The 17,770-nt window shown below is 49.7% G+C and carries 14 protein-coding genes and 1 tRNA gene; 3 read left to right on the forward strand and 12 right to left on the reverse strand.

The genetic code is table 11. The features are described from left to right. Positions 1–47 precede the first annotated feature (47 nt). The 5 genes from PXC00_RS07400 to PXC00_RS07420 all read right to left on the reverse strand — a co-directional run bounded on the left by PXC00_RS07400 (position 48) and on the right by PXC00_RS07420 (position 6,250). On the reverse strand, positions 48–464 hold the full coding sequence (locus PXC00_RS07400) for a hypothetical protein (RefSeq protein WP_275844996.1): 417 nt from the start codon (positions 462–464) through the stop codon (positions 48–50). Between the two features lie 48 nt (positions 465–512). Continuing rightward, positions 513–1,853, reverse strand: coding sequence for a glucose-6-phosphate isomerase (locus PXC00_RS07405; RefSeq protein WP_275844995.1), 1,341 nt, complete (start codon positions 1,851–1,853; stop codon positions 513–515). Between the two features lie 197 nt (positions 1,854–2,050). After that, positions 2,051–3,202: a D-alanyl-D-alanine carboxypeptidase family protein gene (locus PXC00_RS07410; RefSeq protein ID WP_275844994.1), complete on the reverse strand. Its 1,152-nt coding sequence runs from the start codon at positions 3,200–3,202 to the stop codon at positions 2,051–2,053. A 293-nt stretch (positions 3,203–3,495) separates the two neighbouring features. After that, complete coding sequence (gene eno / locus PXC00_RS07415) at positions 3,496–4,773, reverse strand: phosphopyruvate hydratase (protein WP_275844993.1); 1,278 nt, start codon at positions 4,771–4,773, stop codon at positions 3,496–3,498. A 130-nt stretch (positions 4,774–4,903) separates the two neighbouring features. After that, complete coding sequence (locus PXC00_RS07420; protein ID WP_275844992.1) at positions 4,904–6,250, reverse strand: O-antigen ligase family protein; 1,347 nt, start codon at positions 6,248–6,250, stop codon at positions 4,904–4,906. Between the two features lie 221 nt (positions 6,251–6,471). Here PXC00_RS07420 and PXC00_RS07425 point away from each other — a divergent pair, with 221 nt between their 5' ends. After that, the gene (locus PXC00_RS07425) at positions 6,472–8,820 is read left to right on the forward strand and encodes an HAD-IC family P-type ATPase (RefSeq protein WP_275844991.1); all 2,349 of its coding nucleotides are present in this window, start codon (positions 6,472–6,474) and stop codon (positions 8,818–8,820) included. Positions 8,821–8,828: 8 nt separating this feature from the next. Here the strand turns inward: PXC00_RS07425 and PXC00_RS07430 are convergent, their stop codons facing one another. The 7 genes from PXC00_RS07430 to PXC00_RS07460 form a co-directional block, all read right to left on the reverse strand. Next, positions 8,829–9,731 carry a polysaccharide deacetylase family protein gene (locus tag PXC00_RS07430; protein WP_275844990.1) on the reverse strand — a complete coding sequence of 301 codons (903 nt, stop codon included), beginning with the start codon at positions 9,729–9,731 and terminating at the stop codon, positions 8,829–8,831. Positions 9,732–9,821: 90 nt separating this feature from the next. Further along, entirely contained in the window at positions 9,822–10,535 is a 714-nt protein-coding gene (gene trhA / locus PXC00_RS07435; protein WP_275844989.1) for a PAQR family membrane homeostasis protein TrhA, read from the reverse strand. A gap of 109 nt (positions 10,536–10,644) precedes the next feature. Further along, positions 10,645–11,547, reverse strand: coding sequence for a radical SAM protein (locus PXC00_RS07440; protein WP_275844988.1), 903 nt, complete (start codon positions 11,545–11,547; stop codon positions 10,645–10,647). Positions 11,548–11,551: 4 nt separating this feature from the next. Continuing rightward, complete coding sequence (gene pgeF / locus PXC00_RS07445; protein WP_275844987.1) at positions 11,552–12,376, reverse strand: peptidoglycan editing factor PgeF; 825 nt, start codon at positions 12,374–12,376, stop codon at positions 11,552–11,554. Positions 12,377–12,488: 112 nt separating this feature from the next. After that, complete coding sequence (locus PXC00_RS07450) at positions 12,489–13,373, reverse strand: 3'-5' exonuclease (protein ID WP_275844986.1); 885 nt, start codon at positions 13,371–13,373, stop codon at positions 12,489–12,491. 22 nt (positions 13,374–13,395) lie between these two features. Beyond that, on the reverse strand, positions 13,396–15,216 hold the full coding sequence (gene typA / locus PXC00_RS07455; protein ID WP_275844985.1) for a translational GTPase TypA: 1,821 nt from the start codon (positions 15,214–15,216) through the stop codon (positions 13,396–13,398). A gap of 265 nt (positions 15,217–15,481) precedes the next feature. Beyond that, positions 15,482–15,557 (reverse strand) — tRNA-Gly (locus PXC00_RS07460). Positions 15,558–15,738: 181 nt separating this feature from the next. On the opposite strand from PXC00_RS07460, the gene PXC00_RS07465 reads away from it, so the two are divergent. Further along, the gene (locus PXC00_RS07465; protein ID WP_275844984.1) at positions 15,739–16,743 is read left to right on the forward strand and encodes a DnaD domain protein; all 1,005 of its coding nucleotides are present in this window, start codon (positions 15,739–15,741) and stop codon (positions 16,741–16,743) included. Then, a complete protein-coding gene (locus tag PXC00_RS07470) occupies positions 16,743–17,753 on the forward strand; it encodes an ATP-binding protein (RefSeq protein WP_275844983.1) in 1,011 nt (336 codons plus the stop codon). The genes PXC00_RS07465 and PXC00_RS07470 overlap by 1 nt, the downstream gene beginning before the upstream one ends. Positions 17,754–17,770: the final 17 nt, after the last annotated feature.

Below are 17,770 nucleotides of genomic sequence, written 5' to 3' on the forward strand. Positions count from 1 at the left end.
TTCCCTTCAGCAGCATTTCCTAATACAGATCTCACAAAAGCGACCGCTCAGACTTCATTTGCAAATTTGCAGACTTCCTCCGGAATTTCGGAGTTGTCAGCAGAAATCAGGAACGTGATGTTGGTATTCGCCATGGCTGCCAGCGCGCTCATCTTTTCAGCAAACGGAACCAGTTGCTGCAGATCCGGCCCGATAATCTTCAACGTGGAGTCCACCAGAATATCCGTAACATCGTAATTGCCTGCGCAAATGCCGCTGACAAAACCGAACAGAGCATCGGCGCCCTTGATGCCATAAGCTTCAATGTCCACCAGGCGTGCCGCATGGTCTACATCATATGTGAGTTTCAAGCCCTTTTCAATGACAACAACGTTGCCCTTGGAAGCTGCAACCGCAGCGTTTGCACGTTCAATCAGCTTCTTTGTTTTTCCAGAACCTTTTTTCCCAGTAATGAATGTAATCATGATATTATCCCCTTATTTTTGTATATTTCAGCAAGGCAGGCGGTTACTTCACTTTTTCAGTCTGGCCTCCAGAGCATCCTTCTGAGCTTCATAACCGGGCTTGCCAAGCAGAGCAAACATATTCTTTTTGTAGCTTTCCACACCGGGCTGGTCAAATGGATTGACACCCATCATGTATCCGGAAACCGCGCAGGCTTTTTCAAAGAAATAAATCAGCTGACCGAGAGAATCCTCTGAAAAGTCAGGAACGCGTACCACCGCATTCGGCACGCCGCCGTCTGTATGAGCCAGCACAGTACCTTCAAATGCCTTTTCGTTAATGTAGGCCATACTCTTTCCTTCAAGGAAGTTTAAGCCATCGGTATTCTGCGGGTCATGGCCGATGTTGATTTCCTTTTTCGGTTTATCGAACAGAACCGTGGTTTCAAACATGGTGCGGCGCCCCTGCTGAATGTACTGTCCCATAGAGTGCAAGTCTGTTGAAAATACCACAGACGCTGGGAATAGACCTTTGTTGTTTTTACCTTCGCTTTCACCAAACAGCTGTTTCCACCATTCATTCATAAGTGCAAAACAGGGTTCGTAGCTGACTAGAATTTCAATTGCCTTTCCTTTCCGATACAGCATATTGCGTACGGCGGCGTACTGATAGCACGGATTCGACTGCAAATCCGGGTTATTGTACGCTTTCTGTGCCTTCGCTGCACCAGCCATCAGCGCGTCAATATCCGCGCCGGACACTGCAATTGGCAGCAGTCCCACCGCTGTCAAAACGCTGTAGCGTCCACCAACGTCATCCGGCACGACAAAGGTTTCATAGCCTTCGGCGTCTGCCAGATGCTTCAGTGTTCCCTTCTCTTTATCTGTGGTACAGAAAATACGCTCACGAGCGCCGTCTTTGCCATACTTTTTGACCAGCATCTCGCGCAGCACACGGAATGCGATGGCCGGCTCCGTGGTGGTACCGGATTTGCTGATCATATTGATGGAAACATCTTTTCCCTCGCACATTTCCAGTACTTCTGCCAATGCGGTTGAACTGATGCTGTTTCCGATAAAGTAAATATCAGGCGTATCCTTTTTCAGGGTATTGTAATTGTTGGACTTCAGAAATTCGACTGCAGCGCGGGCGCCCAGATAGGAGCCGCCGATGCCAATCACCACAAACACGTCTGTATTTTTCTTGATGCGCGCCGCCGCCGCCTTGATTCGAGCAAACTCTTCCTTATCATAATCCGTGGGAAGATTTACCCAGCCAATAAAATCATTGCCCACACCGCTTCCTGTGTGCAACAGTTCATGTGCAAGCTTCACCTGAGGTGCGGCAGATACAAATTCTTCGGGTGCGATAAACCCGGTTAAATGCTGGGTTTCCAACTGAATGGACATATTTTTCCCTCCTTGATCATTGTAGATCCTTCTGTTTGTTCATATTTTACAATATCCGTCTTAATTTTGCAAGGGAGTCCACCAGAATTTATATTTCTTTTACACATTGGACATCCTGCCGATACAAGGCACCGCCTGCGGGCAAAACATTCGCGCATCCTCGGCCTTCCGAGAATGCGCGAACAGAACCGGGCACTCTAAACATACCAAAGATTCATCAGCAACAGGCGCAGGACCCGGGAAAAAGACATTTGACTGACGGATGTCACAGCAGTTACCGGGCGGGTGCAAAGCACCTTTCCGTCCAGCGTATAAGTGACCTCCCCCAGCTTCTGCCCTTTCTGAACGGGTGCCTGCACAGACTGCTGCAGTGTAATCTTCCCGGCAACTGCCTTCTCTTTCCCTTTTGGCACTAAAAGCTGGCCGGAAAAATCTGTTTGCACCGACACTTGACTGGACATTCCGTTTTCCACCGGCACTGGCGTCAGCTCGCCACTGGGCTTACTGAGCGAAGTCATTGCCCACCCGGCAAAGCCGTAATTCAGAAGCGTTGTTGCTGCCGCAAAGCGGTCTTTGGTATTGCTGGCTCCCAGAGCAACTGCAATCAGAGACAGACCACTGCGCTCTGCCGTCGCAGAAATGCAGCTGCCCGCGCCGCTGGTCGTTCCGGTTTTCAGACCAGTGATTCCCTTGTAACTCTTTAAAAGCTTATTGGTGTTGACAATCTGTGTTTTTCCACCGCGCAGAGTGTCCATCCAGATGGAAGTGTAATCAAAAATTTTTTTATGCTGAATCAGTGCCCGGCTCATCAGCGCCACATCATAAGCGCTGGTAACGTGCCCCTCTGCGTCGAGGCCATTGCAATTTTTAAAGACAGTATCTTTCATGCCAAGCGTTTTCGCCTTCGCATTCATCTTCTCCACAAACGCTTCATCACTGCCGGCAATATATTCCGCCAGAGCTACTGCAGCATCATTGGCACTAGCCACCACCGTTGCCTTGATCATGTCATTGACAGACATCGTCTCGCCCTCTTTGAGCCAAATATCAGAACCGCCCATGGAGGACGCGTGCGCACTGGTGCTGACCATATCGTTCAGATGGATTTTTCCGGAATCCAGTGCTTCCATTACGAGTAGAAGCGTCATTACTTTCGTAATAGAAGCGCAGGCACGTTTTTCATGCGATGCTTTCTCATACAGAACCTGACCGGTGGATGCCTCCATCAAAACGGCAGCCGGCACACGGATGTCCTTCTTTTCATCAAGCGCATACGCCCGCATGGGCACCACCGCCGTGGCAAGTGCTACTGCCAGAACTGCAGCGGCAATTTTTTTAAACTTCATCATTGACACCTCCAGACTTTTTCGTTCCCTATTACTTATGCTTGGAAGTGTACATTTATCGCAGTTGCAGTAGAAGATTTTTGTAAAGTGTTTTCCTTTCCTTTTCTTTTTGAAAAGTCATTTGCTTTGCAATAGCTCCTGCTTGAAAAGACCTCGCCTTAACAAATTCGCACGTCAGAATCCCGCGTTTTCCCTAACTTTTTTAAAGTGTAAAGCAAACAAGCTTACACAATTCAGCAACTTGAAATCATCTTCTCCGGCTTTGCTTGGCGTAAAGTAGTTATACTGCAAAATCATCAGAAGCAGTCTTTTCCTAAATAGCGTGCACTGCCCCCCAACATCTCTTCAATTCGCAAAAGCCGGTTGTACTTTGCCACCCGCTCTGTCCGGCTTGGAGCTCCTGTTTTAATCTGCCCCGCGTTCAGCGCAACCGCCAAATCCGCAATGGTTGTATCCTCTGTTTCTCCGGAACGATGTGAAACGATTGCCGTATACCCGGCCTTGCTCGCCATACGAATGGCAGCCATCGTTTCCGACAAAGAGCCGATCTGATTCAGCTTGATAAGAATGGAATTTCCGCAGCCGCTTTCAATCCCTTTCTGCAGGCGCTCCACATTGGTTACAAATAAATCATCGCCAACCAGCTGCACGTTCCCGCCCAGCGCTTTCGTCAGTTTCTGCCAACCGTCCCAATCCTCTTCGCCTAACGCATCTTCGATGGAACGAATCGGGTACTTTCCTGCAAGGTCTGCCCAATGCTGAATCAGTTCTTCAGTTGTAAACGTTTTTTTGCATTTTGGGAGCAGGTAGGAGCCCTTTCCGCTCTGCCACTCGCTGGCAGCCGCGTCAATTGCCAGTACAAAGTCATCGTAAATCCGGTAGCCGGCCTGCTCAATGGCGCGAATCAAATACTGCAGTGCTTCCTCATCACTGCCCAGATTGGGCGCATAGCCACCCTCATCCCCCACAGCAGTTGCCAAACCCTCTTTCTTCAGGATTGCAGCCAGCGTATGGAAAACTTCCGCGCACATACGCAGTCCCTCATGAAAATTTGGTGCACCAACAGGCATGATCATAAACTCCTGGATATCGACCGTATTCGCCGCGTGCGCACCGCCGTTTAAAATATTCATCATTGGCACCGGCAGTGTTCCGGCATTGGCACCGCCCAGGAAGCGATAGAGCGGAATCTCCAATGCACTGGCAGCAGTTCTTGCGCACGCCAGGGAAACTGCAAGAATTGCATTGGCGCCCAACTCCGATTTATCCTTCGTGCCGTCCAAGGCGCACATCGCCCGATCAATGGCGCCGGTGTCCGTCACATCCATGCCAGCGAGGCGCTTTGCGATTGTCGTATTGATGTTCTCTACGGCTTTCAAAACGCCTTTGCCATTGTAGCGGGCTGTGTCCCCATCGCGAAGTTCCAACGCCTCATAGGCGCCCGTAGACGCACCGCTCGGCACAGCCGCGCTGCCTGTGATTCCGTTAGTGAGGAGGACTTCCGCCTCCACTGTTGGATTGCCCCTCGAGTCTAAAATTTCCCGTGCATGTACCGTTTGAATTTGAAGTTTCATTTCTTCGCTCCTTTACATTTTGTTGAATTTAGTATTGCCCACTTTGAAGGAAATCTGCCACTCAAAAAGCTGCAGATAAGAAAAGACTTGATTCGCCATAATCAGGCAGAACCAAGTCTTATAAACAAATTTATTCTTTTAGTAAATAGCCGACCGAAAGCTCCGGCTGAACAAAATACCCGTACTTGGAAAGGAGTGCTGCATGAGTCGGCTCCTTTTGTGCAGAGCGTAAACCAGTTGCCGAAAAGGCGATCAGGAACAGCATTCCGGTCTGCGTCCATGACACTGTGACATCTGTAAAGCCATGAACGAGTGTAACGGTAAGCACAGCAAGAAAAAGCAGTGCCGCATTACTAGCGGACCGCACTCGAATCTGCCGCACCACATCGCGCAAATAGTAAAGGCCAAACAGAACAAACACCGTACAGCCGACTATCCCGAAATTGAGCAGACAGTCCAGATACAAATTGTGGCAGTGATAGGTCGCGTATGTGCCCACCGAATCATAAATCATGCTGTATGCACGCAGCCCGCGCCCCAGAATCGGGGTTTGCGAAATGCCAATCAGCGCGCCGTGCCAGATGGACAGCCGCTGGTCAGTTGTTGAGGAAATGGCTTCCACGCGCGGAAAAAGTCCCGGCAAAAAGTGGTTTGCATAAAAGAAAAGCAATAGAGCGGCCACATAGAAGCCGCTGTACTTATACTGCCGCTTGTACAACAAAAACGCAACAACTCCAACAGACATAGCGCCCAAGGCAGACATGGAACTGCACAGGTACATTCCAATCAAGTTAATTCCCAGAACCGCCACATACAGCGGGCCGAACTGTCGGTTAGTAAAAGCACGGTACAGCACGACCATGACCGTAAACTCAATCATCGTACCAAAGTAATTGGCGTTTGTAAAAAAGGAAACCGGGCGATAGTTGGGATTGACCGCAAAAACCGCTGCTTTCTGAACTACAGCCACCAGAACAGCAAAAATGCTCATCACACAGACAATGTCAAGCATCCGATTAAAAACACGACGCTCAACCGTGCAGCGCAAGTACATTCCATACACCAACATGGCCATCAGCATGAGCGTCATCACCATGCCCATATAATTCTTGTAACCTGCCGCCACGAAGAAAGACAGGACAAAAAAGCCAAAAAGCAACTTCATAAACGGCGCTTGAAAAACAATTTCCCGACGTCGGTAGTCCACCATCACATAAAATGCTGCCAAGACAATGGCTACACCGCTCACACTGCCGGGCAGAAACAAGGACGCAGCCACCGCATAAGCCAAATACCGATCTGCCAGCGCAGAATCCCGCCGAATCCGAAATAAAACTTCTTTCACGTTATCACACCATGCTTTTACACGTGTAATAATAAGATCAACTCCCTTCATCCCCACATACCGAGCCGGGATTACTTTCGTTTCAGGGAAAATAATGAACACAGCCGTGGTGCCGCGCACCACGCCGACCATCCAACAATCAGCCTTTCCTTCAAAATCTCGTTAACATTATACCACGTTTTCACGGAAACACAAGGCAGGAACCGCTGAACCCATCAAATTTGCGCTTAAAATTTTGTGAATTTTTTTCAAAATGTGAACAAACCTTAAAATCCGTTCTTTTGCTGGGCTTTACACAAAGAATATAGTATAATATTTGTTAGAATCTTTTTGTCGGATAAGGAGTGCAGTTTATGGAACAGTTCTCGACCAGTCCGGAAACCGGTCTGGCACGTGAAGAAGTACATGCGCGGGTACAGCAGGGGCTTGTAAACGGCGAAGAGGACGTCAAGACCCAAAGCATCGGGCAGATTGTCCGCAAAAATGTCGTTACACCTTTTAACATTCTGAACATTATTCTCGGTGCACTCATCATTTCTTCCGGGTCTTTGAAAAATTTGCTTTTTCTTGGCGTTATGGTTTGTAACACGGTGGTGGGGTGTTTTCAGGAAATCCGCGCCAAACAGACAATTGACAAACTTTCCTTGATTTCTTCCCCAAAAGCTCATGTCCTGCGCGACGGAAAGCTCTGGGAAGTTCCCGTGTCAAAAGTTGTAATGGATGATATTTTGCAGCTGACAGCAGGAAACCAAGTGAGTTCTGACTGCGTGGTAGCAGCTGGTAGCTGTGAGGTTAATGAATCCCTGATTACGGGTGAGTCAGACCCCATTTTGAAACACCCCGGTGATCACCTGCTTTCGGGAAGCTTTATTGTCTCCGGAAGCTGCCGCGCCCAGGTTGAGCACGTTGGAAAAGACAACTATGCGTCTAAAATCACCGGCAGTGCAAAATACATGAAAAAAACGCAGAGTGAAATTCTGCACAGCATCAATTTAATAATTAAAATCATCGGTTTCATGCTGGTTCCCGTGGGAGCAGCGCTTTTCTATAAAGCAGCTGTCACTTCCAGCTCCTCCTATTCGCAGGCGATTGTCAGCACGGTCGGCGCATTGGTCGGCATGGTACCGGAAGGTCTGGTTCTGCTGGTCAGCGTCGTACTAGCCAGCAGCGTGGTACGCCTTTCCTTCCGCAATGCATTGGTGCAGGAGTTGTACTCTATTGAAATGCTCGCGCGGGTTGACACCATTTGTCTGGATAAGACCGGTACCATTACAGAGGGAACCATGCAAGTGGACAACCTGCATTCCCTGCGTGACGATTTCTCCGAGGATGCAATCTGCGAGGCCATTGCCGCTGTAACCCACACCTTAAAGGACAGCAATCCAACAGCGGAAGCATTAAAAGAAAAATGTCCGGAAAATCCGGGCTGGGAGGCTTCTGCAGAAGTTCCCTTTTCGTCGGCGCGCAAATGGAGCGGCGTTTATTTCGCCGGGCGCGGCACATTTGTCATCGGTGCCGGTGAATTTATCTTAGGCGAACGATTTGAAGCCCTGCGCCCTCTGGCAGACAAAGCAGCGTCCAAAGGACAGCGCGTGCTGATCCTTGCCCACAGTGACGCGCCTTTTCAGGAAGACGGAATGGCACTTCCGGAAGATATCAAACCTCTTGCAATGCTGTTTTTAAGTGACCGAATTCGTAAAAACGCCCGGGAAACCCTGCAGTATTTTGTGGATCAAAATGTCGACTTAAAAGTTATTTCCGGCGACAATGCCATTACGGTTGCAAACATTGCCAAAAAAGCAGGACTGGAAAATGCCGATGACTGGGTAGACGCAACCACGCTGGAAACAGATGAGGACATTAAGGAAGCAGTCAAGCGTTACGCTGTTTTCGGACGTGTAACACCACAGCAGAAACTCAAGATTGTAAAAGCTTTGAAAGCAGATGGACACAACGTGGCTATGACCGGCGACGGTGTCAATGATGTACTGGCACTGAAGGAGAGCGACTGCAGCATTGCCATGGCTTCCGGAAGCGACGCTGCACGAACAGTTTCGCAGATCGTGTTATTGGACTCCAACTTCGCCTCTATGCCGCACATTGTTGCCGAAGGCCGGCGTTCCATCAACAATCTGCAACGTTCCTCTTCCCTGTATCTTGTGAAAGCATTTTTCAGCACTATTCTTGCTGTCTGCTTTATCTTTATTCAAAGTCAATATCCATTCGAACCCATTCAGTTTACCCTGCTGAACGCGCTCACCATTGGTATTCCTTCTTTGGTGCTTTCTCTGGAGCCAAACCGAGAGCGATTGCATGGTCAGTTCATGCTCAACATCATTAAGAAAGCGATTCCCGGCACCCTAACGATGGTTTTGAGCGTTTTGCTGCTGGAAGCAGTCAATTTCTTTGTGAATCTGCCGCAGACGCAGCTTTCAACAGCTGCCGTTGTGCTGACCGGCTTCTCCCTTTTCCTGATTTTGTTCCGTGTCTGTATGCCATTTAACGGCAAACATATTTTTCTGTTTGTCACCATGTGCATCGGTTTTATCCTAGCTTATATTTTCTTCGGCAGTATGTTCAGCTTGACCGCCTTAACCGCCCCAATGATTTTAATATTGCTGCCGCTGATGTTCGCTTCCCTGAGTATGTTTATGATGTTCCTGCATCTGATTGAGCGCATTCTGATGCGCCATGTTGACTAAACACAGCTTTATTTCTTTTGACCGGATGTTTTTGCAATGTGTGCAAAAAGCTGCGCAGTTGTCTGCTTGGGCGAGCGCAAATACCGCCCCAAGCCAAAAATACAGTCTGCGTCCCGGGTAATATAATTCATTTTTTCACTGCAGGTCAAAGTGGCCTGAAATCCCAACTGACGAATGACATCAGCCGCGGCCTCGCTGACAGCGCCAAATGGATAGACAAACGTACTCATTCGAACATGGGCATATTCGTAAACAAGGTCCTGCTCATGGCTTAAATCCGTGCGCAGGACTTTTTGATAGTCCATCACACTTTCCGAGCGGCGTTTGCTGGCTCCCAGGCGGCCGCCCTTATTTTTGTGCAGATCATACGTATGGTTCTGCACCTCAACTAAGCCGCTTGCCAACATTTCATTCAGCTCTTTCCAAGTAACATGGGAATAAGTGATGTGGTCGCTGTCTGTTTGGCTGTACGCTTCCGTACAGCTCCCGATGGGCGAAAACACCATTTTCATATTGTACTTTTTCAGCAGCGGGAAAGCATACTGATAGTTATTATAATACCCGTCATCAAACGTAAGCATAATTGGCTTGGTAGGCAGGCTCCCCCTTCCGTTAACATAATTGATTAAATCCTGCATCACAACTGTTGTATAGCCTTCTTTTTTCAGGTACTGCAAATCCTGCTCAAAAAGTGCAGGAGAAACAATATACGTTCCCCTCAGGACGGAAGCCGGCAGCATACTGTGGTACATCAAAATTGGCAGTGAAACACCGGCTGGCTTTGCAGCAGTCGGCACAGCATCTGCCCGCGTTCCGAATTTCTGCATTCCAAATGCAGTTGTAAGAACGAGCAGCAATACGCAAAGTGTGGCTGCTGCCCTGCGTGCCTTTCTACGAATCAACTGCATCATAGCAAACACCCCTTCCTGTCTACCATACGAAAGGAAGGCGCTGCTTATGCCAGAACAGTAAAAAGGACGAACCTTTTCGGTTCGTCCTTTTTACATCAGATGGTATATGAGAAAGAAATGGCTGACACTTCCCGCCAGGCAAAGCACGTGAAAAACCCCATGCATATACGGAACCTTCCGTCCGATTCCAAACAGGATGGCACCCACCGTGTAAAAAATACCGCCAGCAAGCAGAAGAAGCAAATCCGTCCGCGACAGACCGACCCACAAATCCCACCAGAAGAAGATAATCATCCAGCCGAGCACCATGTAAAAAACCATAGACACCACACGGAAGCGGCGCATATCCGCAGCATTCAAAACAATTCCGAGCACTGCAATCACCCAGGCAAGGATACAGAGAATCAGTCCGGTTGGCTGAGAAAATGCCAATAAGGTAATCGGTGTGTAAGTACCGGCAATCAGCAAATAAATCGTGCAGTGATCCAGCACCTGAAAAACCTTTTTTCCGCGGTTAACCCCTAAGCTGTGATACAGGCACGAAATCAGATACAGCAAAAACATGGAGCCGCCAAAAACTGCAGCACTCCATTTGGCAGTAGCTGAGGAGGCAGCCTGCAGCAGGAAAATCAATGCCCCCACTGCCGCCACAGCACCGATACCGTGTGAAACGCCGTTAAAAACTTCTTCACCAACGGTATAGCGCGGCAGACGCAGTACCCTGCGCCTGCGGGACCGGTGCCGTTCCCGCACCGCCCAAGGTTGCGTACCTGCCGGCATATTATATTGAATTTCCCCTGTCATACATCTCACCAGCTCCATACATAATATTTATTACTAGATTATAGTATAGTATATATTATGTATCGCGTCAATGAAATTATTATGAACATTTCTTAAATAGCAGCATTTACTATTTTTCAGTAGTTTCTAAGCCTGTCAAATCAAAGGTAGGGATATACTCTTTTCGGGCAGAGGAAAGTTCCTGTACAAACCCATCCAAATTCAAATCGAATAAATGCTGCCGTACCTTTTTGTACTCACGGGCTGTTACTCTGCGGTTCAGCTCCGGATGTGCGGAAACCGCGCCGCACGGCGTGTACTGCCCCATCAAACTAACGAAAACGCCATCCGGTAGGTTCTGCGCCAGCCAGTCTAAGCAAGCAAGCGTATTTTTGGTGTGTCCGGGCAGCAGCAAGTGACGGACGATGGTGCCCTGCTGTAAAATTCCGTTTTCATCAAAACGGCAGTGGCCAGTCTGACGTACCATTTCCAGAATGGCTTCCCGCGCTCGCTCCACATAATCCGGCGCTCCCGAAAGGCTCTGTGCCAGCTGCGCATCGTCATATTTGTAGTCCGGCAGATAAATCTGTACCAGTCCGTCCAACATTTTCAGGGTTCCCAATGATTCGTAACCGCCGGAATTGTACACAACCGGAATCGGCAGCTGCCGCAGAGACAGCGCCTCCGCAACAGCTGGTGCGAAGTGAGCAGCGCTCACCAAATTGATATTATGGGCTCCTTGCTCAACCAAACGAAAAAACACTTCTGACAGCTGCTTGGGCGTTAAAACTTTTCCCACAGTACGTTCTGCACTGATCTGGTAGTTTTGACAAAAAACGCACTGCAGAGAGCAGCCGGTAAAAAAGACCGCGCCGCTTCCCCGTGTGCCGCTGATGCAGGGTTCTTCCCAAAAATGCAGTGCCGCACGAGCCGCCACAGGCAGTGCACCCATTTTGCAAAAGCCGTTTCCCTCCCGCTCCGTCCGCGTGACACCGCACTGTCGGGGACACAACTTACAGGATGTAATTGTCATATCTCTACCCCCTGATTGAAAGGATGCCGCACATACCGCCGCGTTTTCCGCCTGTGGCGCGGTGTGACCAAAGCAAATCCGGGTGACAGCGGGTACAGAGCATTCCCTTTTCGATTTGACGCACCCCCGCGCACCGCAGAATCTGCGCATTCGCTTCCCACAAATCAATTTTCCATTTACCATTTCCCTGCTCTGTGATACAGTGTGCATCCGCCAATACCGATACTCGTAAAAACGCTTGCACAACTGGCTCATCCACTTCAAAGCAGCAAGGACCGATAGACGGTCCGATTCCAACCAGCAAATCATTGGCACGGGTTCCAAATTCCCGTTCCATAGCAGAAACGGTCACTGCCGCAATACCTGCCGCAGTTCCGCGCCAGCCCGCATGCGCTACGCCAATTGCCCGCTGAACCGGGTCCGCAAAGAGCAGCGGCACGCAGTCCGCCCCATAAACGCACAGGGACACCTCCGCTTCATTTGTAACCAATCCGTCTATATCATGCCACGGTTTGGGCCGCAGAATACCCGCTCCGCGTTCGGAAGCACCTACACGCAGAATCCGGGTTTGATGCGTTTGTGCGGTCGCAACCAAATTTTCAATAGAAAATCCCGCTGCTGAACAGAAACGACGATAGTTTTCTAAAACCGCTTTCTCGCTGTCCCCTCTGCCAAATCCCAGATTCATCGCAGCATAAACACCAGTACTGACACCGCCCAGTCTGGTTGCGAAGGCATGGTTCAGCCACGCCTGTTTCTCAAAAGAAGACAGGTGCAGAAAAGGCACCCCTTGATTTTCATAGGAAAGCATATTCCCAAATTTCTGCATAAAAATCCTCCATCGGAACGCATTCAAAGTTTCTTTAAGTGTAACACGGCCGATTCTTGCGCGCAAGACATAAAAAAAGCTGCCAAACGGCAGCTTTTCCCGCATAAGGGCTTTACACGGAAGAAGAAGACGCCTGTTCCGTGTTCTTTGCTTCCGGCTCTTCCGTCGGATGCATTGTCTTCTTCACAGACAAGCCTTCGTATTTTAGTTTGAACTGGACACGGCCAATAAACTTTTTCCCACAGACCGGACATTGAAACAGTGCACGAAAACTCTTATTTCGCAAGTACCATTCTGCGCTCTGCCGAGCTGGCGCACCGCAGTCCGGACAGGAAAAAGACATATCCGCATTCTGCAGCAGCGGATTTTCCAAATCACATAAAGTCACGGTACGAAACTCCATGCGGTCATAAAATTCCTGTGCTTCTGCATCCAGCGTAAAGTCTCGCAGTGTTTCGGGAGAATACAGCTTCTGCAGGCATTTGAGAGACAAGATACTGTCATCTAAAGCCCTGTGATGGTCAAACGGCGCTTCGTCAATTTCCAGCATCTGCGCTGCGGTAGACAGACCGACCTGCTTCCCTTGTTCATAGGACATCCGCTTTTCACAGTAAGCCTGCAGATCCACATATTCCGTTAAAAAAGGAATTCGGTCTGACCCGCTGAAATACCGGCAGTTTTCAATCAGCGTTAAAATATCAGAAGTGCCCCACGTCATAAGAAGGCAATCGCCCGCCCACTTTCGGAATCGACTGACCACCTGCATAAATTGCCTGCCATTTTCCAAATCTTCATCGGTAATGCTCGTCAGGGTGGCGATCTTTCCGCTGATTTTTTTCCCAACTTGTGGACGAACCAACAGCGAAAACGTGTCGACCAGCCGCAGATTGTCGTCCACTTTCACCGCGCCAAACTCAATGATCTCGTTCATAAAGCCTTTTAGCCGCTTGCTGTAAGTCCCATTCCACTCCAAATCCAAAATAACGATTGGTTTCATAGGCATTCCTTTATGCAAACGATTATTTCTTTCTGCTAGTCTGTTTCATGCGCTGTTCTTTGTTCAGAGTTTTCTTGCGCATACGCAGGGATTTCGGCGTTACTTCCAGCAGCTCGTCTTCTTTGATAAATTCCAGGCACTGCTCCAGACTGGGAATGCTAGGCGGCGTCAGTTTCAACGCCTCATCAGAACCGGCGGCACGAGTATTGGTAACGTGCTTTTTCTTGCAGATGTTGACAACAATATCGTCACTCTTGGGACTGACGCCAACCACCATGCCCTCGTAAACCTCTGTGCCAGGTCCAATGAACAGACGACCGCGATCCTGGGCATACCACAGGCCGTAACCGGTAGACACCCCATTTTCATACGCAATAAGGCTGCCGGTATTGCGCACGGTCAGGTCACCCTTGTACGGTTCATAAGAATCAAAAAGATTGTTCATAATACCGTTACCGTTTGTATCGGTCAAAAACTCCTGTCGGTATCCCATCAAGCCACGCGCCGGAATTCGGAATTCCAAATGGGTCATGCCGGTATCACGGGTGCCCATATTGACGATTTCCGCCTTGCGGGAACCGAGCTTCTCCATCACCGCGCCCACGTAATTATCCGGCACTTCAATCATCAGCAGTTCAATCGGCTCACAGCGCTTTCCGTCAATCTCTTTAAAAATGACAACCGGACTGGAAACCTGAAATTCATAACCTTGCCGACGCATTTCCTCAATCAGGATGGAAAGGTGCAGCTCCCCGCGGCCAGAAACTTTAAAGGTATCTGCGGAATCTGTTTCTTCCACACGCAGCGCAACGTTGGTTTCCACTTCTTTCATCAGGCGGTCACGCAGGTTGCGGGATGTGACAAACTTGCCCTCACGGCCGGCAAATGGGCTATTATTTACCATGAACATCATGGAAACTGTCGGCTCATCAATTTTAACAAACGGCAGCGGCTCCACGTGCTCCGGGTCACAGGCAGTTTCACCGATATTAAGATCCGGCATACCGGAAACTGCAACCAAATCGCCCAACTTCGCGCTGTCCACCTCTACCCGCTTGAGACCTTCAAACTGATACAGTTTTGTAATGCGCTCATTGTGTGTGGTACCGTCGCGGTGGCAGAGCGTCATCATATCATTCACATGAATCTGCCCGCGCTCCACACGGCCGATTCCGATGCGCCCCACATAGTCATCATAGTCAATGTTGCTGAACAAAACCTGTGCCGGACCATTCATCTCCCCGTGCGGAGCGGGAATATACTTTAAAATCGCCTCAAACAGCGGTTTCATGTCCTTTCCCTCTTCATCCGGATCATTGGTCGCATACCCGTCACGGCCGGAAGCATACACCACCGGAAAGTCCAGCTGATCTTCATTAGCGCCCAGTTCAATAAACAAATCCAGTACTTCATCCACAACTTCCGCAGGGCGAGCACCGGGGCGGTCAATTTTGTTCACGACAACCACCGGACGTTTGCCCAGGCCGAGTGCTTTTTTCAGGACAAAACGAGTTTGTGGCATACAACCTTCAAAAGCATCTACCAGCAGCAGGACGCCGTCCACCATCATCAGAATGCGCTCCACTTCGCCGCCGAAATCCGCATGGCCGGGCGTATCCACAATATTGATTTTCACATCATCGTACATGACTGCCGTGTTTTTGGACAGGATGGTGATGCCGCGCTCCCTCTCCAGATCATTAGAGTCCATTACGCGCTCCTCAACTTCTTCATTGCTTCGGAAGACGCCGCTCTGCCGCAGAAGCTGATCCACCAATGTTGTTTTGCCGTGGTCAACGTGGGCAATAATTGCAACGTTGCGTAATTCATTTCTCGTATCCATTTTGACATACCTCTTTGTTGTATCAGATTCTAATAAAGTGTAGAACACGGCGCAGGCACCATAAGCTTTCGTGTGCCGCCTGCAGGCAAACACACGCGCCGATTTCCCTCAAACTTTAATATTATAGCACAGTTTCGTACAAATGAAAACAGAACGAAAGCCGAAAGCAAAGGACTGCCTGCAAAAATATTTGCACATTTTGTTGAAAGGATTCGCCATGCCGCACAAAAAAGCCGTGTATCAACGCGATACACGGCTAAAAGATTGGAGCGAACGACGAGGCTCGAACTCGCTACCTCCACCTTGGCAAGGTGGCGCTCTACCAGATGAGCTACATTCGCGAACTTGACTGCAAGAGATATGATACTACATGATTTTGAATTTGTCAACAACTTTTTCATTTTTTTTTGAAATTCTTCCGCACACCGCGCTGTGTTGTATTCAGCGGAGGCGAATGGTATAATGTTAACAAATCAACGCGTTTGCAAGACGCAAAAAGATGTCCATGGAGGAACCGGATTTATGCAATATCAGTTAAGCAGCGGAATATGGAACAGCGTGTTTGCGGTACCCACCGCAGTGGTGGACCGCCACCTGAAGTTAACCGGCAGCGTACAGCTGAAGGCACTTCTTTGGGTTCTGCGCCGTCAAGGGACTGCTTTTACAGATACACAGTTGGCAGAAGCGCTGGGGTGCAGCCCGGCGGATGCAAGGGACGCCCTCTCTTACTGGCAAGAAACCGGCATTCTGTCTTTTCACACAGCAGAAGCCATCACAAAACCAACGCAGAAGCCGGTGCCCTCCCCAAGCGCTCAGGAACCCATGCAGCCGCAGGTGCAGGCAGCCGCGCCTGTGCGTCACGCACCGCTTCCCCGCGCAGAACGTCCAGATGCCGCTTTTACCGTAAAGCGTATGGAGACAGACGACACGGTTCGCTGCATGATGCAGGATGCAGAGCAGATTCTGTGCCGCCCGCTTTCCCCATCCGATATGAGCACACTGCTTCTGATTCACGACAACTACGGTCTTCCGGCCGATGTCCTTTTAATGCTGGTGCAATATGCGCAGAGCGGCGGCAAGGGAAATATGCGCTACATAGAGAAGGTAGCGCTCAACTGGGCTGATGAGGGAATCACCACCCATCTGCAGGCAGAAGAAAAGCTGCAGCAGCTTACGGATATGGGGCGCGCCTGGCGCACCGTGCAAAAAGCCGCGGGTCTGCCGGAACGTGCCCCAACCGAGCGTGAAAAAACTTACGCGGTCTGCTGGGTGCTGCAATGGAAATTTTCACCTGCCATGCTCAAACTTGCGTATGACCGATGTGTCGATGCTACCGGCGTTTTTAAAGCAAACTATATCAACAAAATTTTAGAACGCTGGCACCGCGAGGGAATTCTCACCTGCGAGCAGGCACAAGCTGAAAAGAAGCAGCGGCAGGAAACCCGCAAAGAGGCCAGCCGGCCGTCCTTTGACCTGGACGCTTACGAACGGGACAGCCTATATGATACCTTGGGAGGAAACCGCTGATGGGATATGAGCGCGCCGTATACGATGCGGTTTATAAGCGGCTGAATGACCGCCGCCTGCGAGCGGAACAGGAAGCTGACCACCGCCGTGCCGACTTTTTTCGTGTTGAACCTCATGCATTGGAACTCGAGCGAGCAATCAGCCGCGCCGGTTCTGCCGCTGCAAAGGCTGTTGTGCGTGGCGGCGATGTGCACCGAAACCTGGAACAACTGCGTGCGGAAAACCTTGCACTGCAGGCAAAGCTGAAAGCGCTGCTCGCACGTCAGCAAATGTCACCGGATGACTTAGAGCCGCATTATACCTGCCCCTTGTGTCAGGATCGCGGCAGCGTGGACGGACGGATGTGCAGCTGTATGAAAGCACTGCTGAAAGAGGAAGCCCTCCGCCAGCTGAACGCGGACACACCGCTTTCGCTGAGTAGTTTTGAAACGTTTGAACTTTCCTATTATTCGGACATTCCGGACAAAAACGGCCGCACGGTGCGGCAGCTGATGGAGCGCAACTTTCTATACTGCAGAAAATACGCAGAAAATTTTGATGCGCACACCACGGAAAACCTGCTGATGGTCGGCAAAACCGGACTTGGAAAAACCCATCTCTCCCTTGCCATTGCAAGGCGGATTATCGACCGTGGATACGGTGTCATCTACGGCTCTGCACAAAATCTTCTTGAACGGATTCAGGACGAACATTTCGGACGCAGCAACGGGGATACCATGCAAAGTCTGCTGGACTGCGACTTACTGATTTTTGATGATTTAGGAACAGAATTCCGCAGCAATTTTACCGTTTCTGCTGTTTATAATCTGGTCAATTCCAGACAGCTGAAAGGAAAGCCTATCATCATCAGCACCAATCTTTCCATGCAGGAAATGCTGGATTACTACACAGAACGTTTTTCTTCCCGCATTATCGGCAGCTATACACGTGTGCCGTTTTACGGGAATGATGTGCGTCAGTTGAAACGCAATCACCCGGCTGTGTCAAAAAAAGAAACGTTCCACCCATAACAGCGAAACGTTTCTGC

The organism is Caproicibacterium argilliputei, from assembly GCF_029211325.2.
Taxonomy (GTDB): Bacteria; Bacillota; Clostridia; order Oscillospirales; family Acutalibacteraceae; genus Caproicibacterium; species Caproicibacterium argilliputei.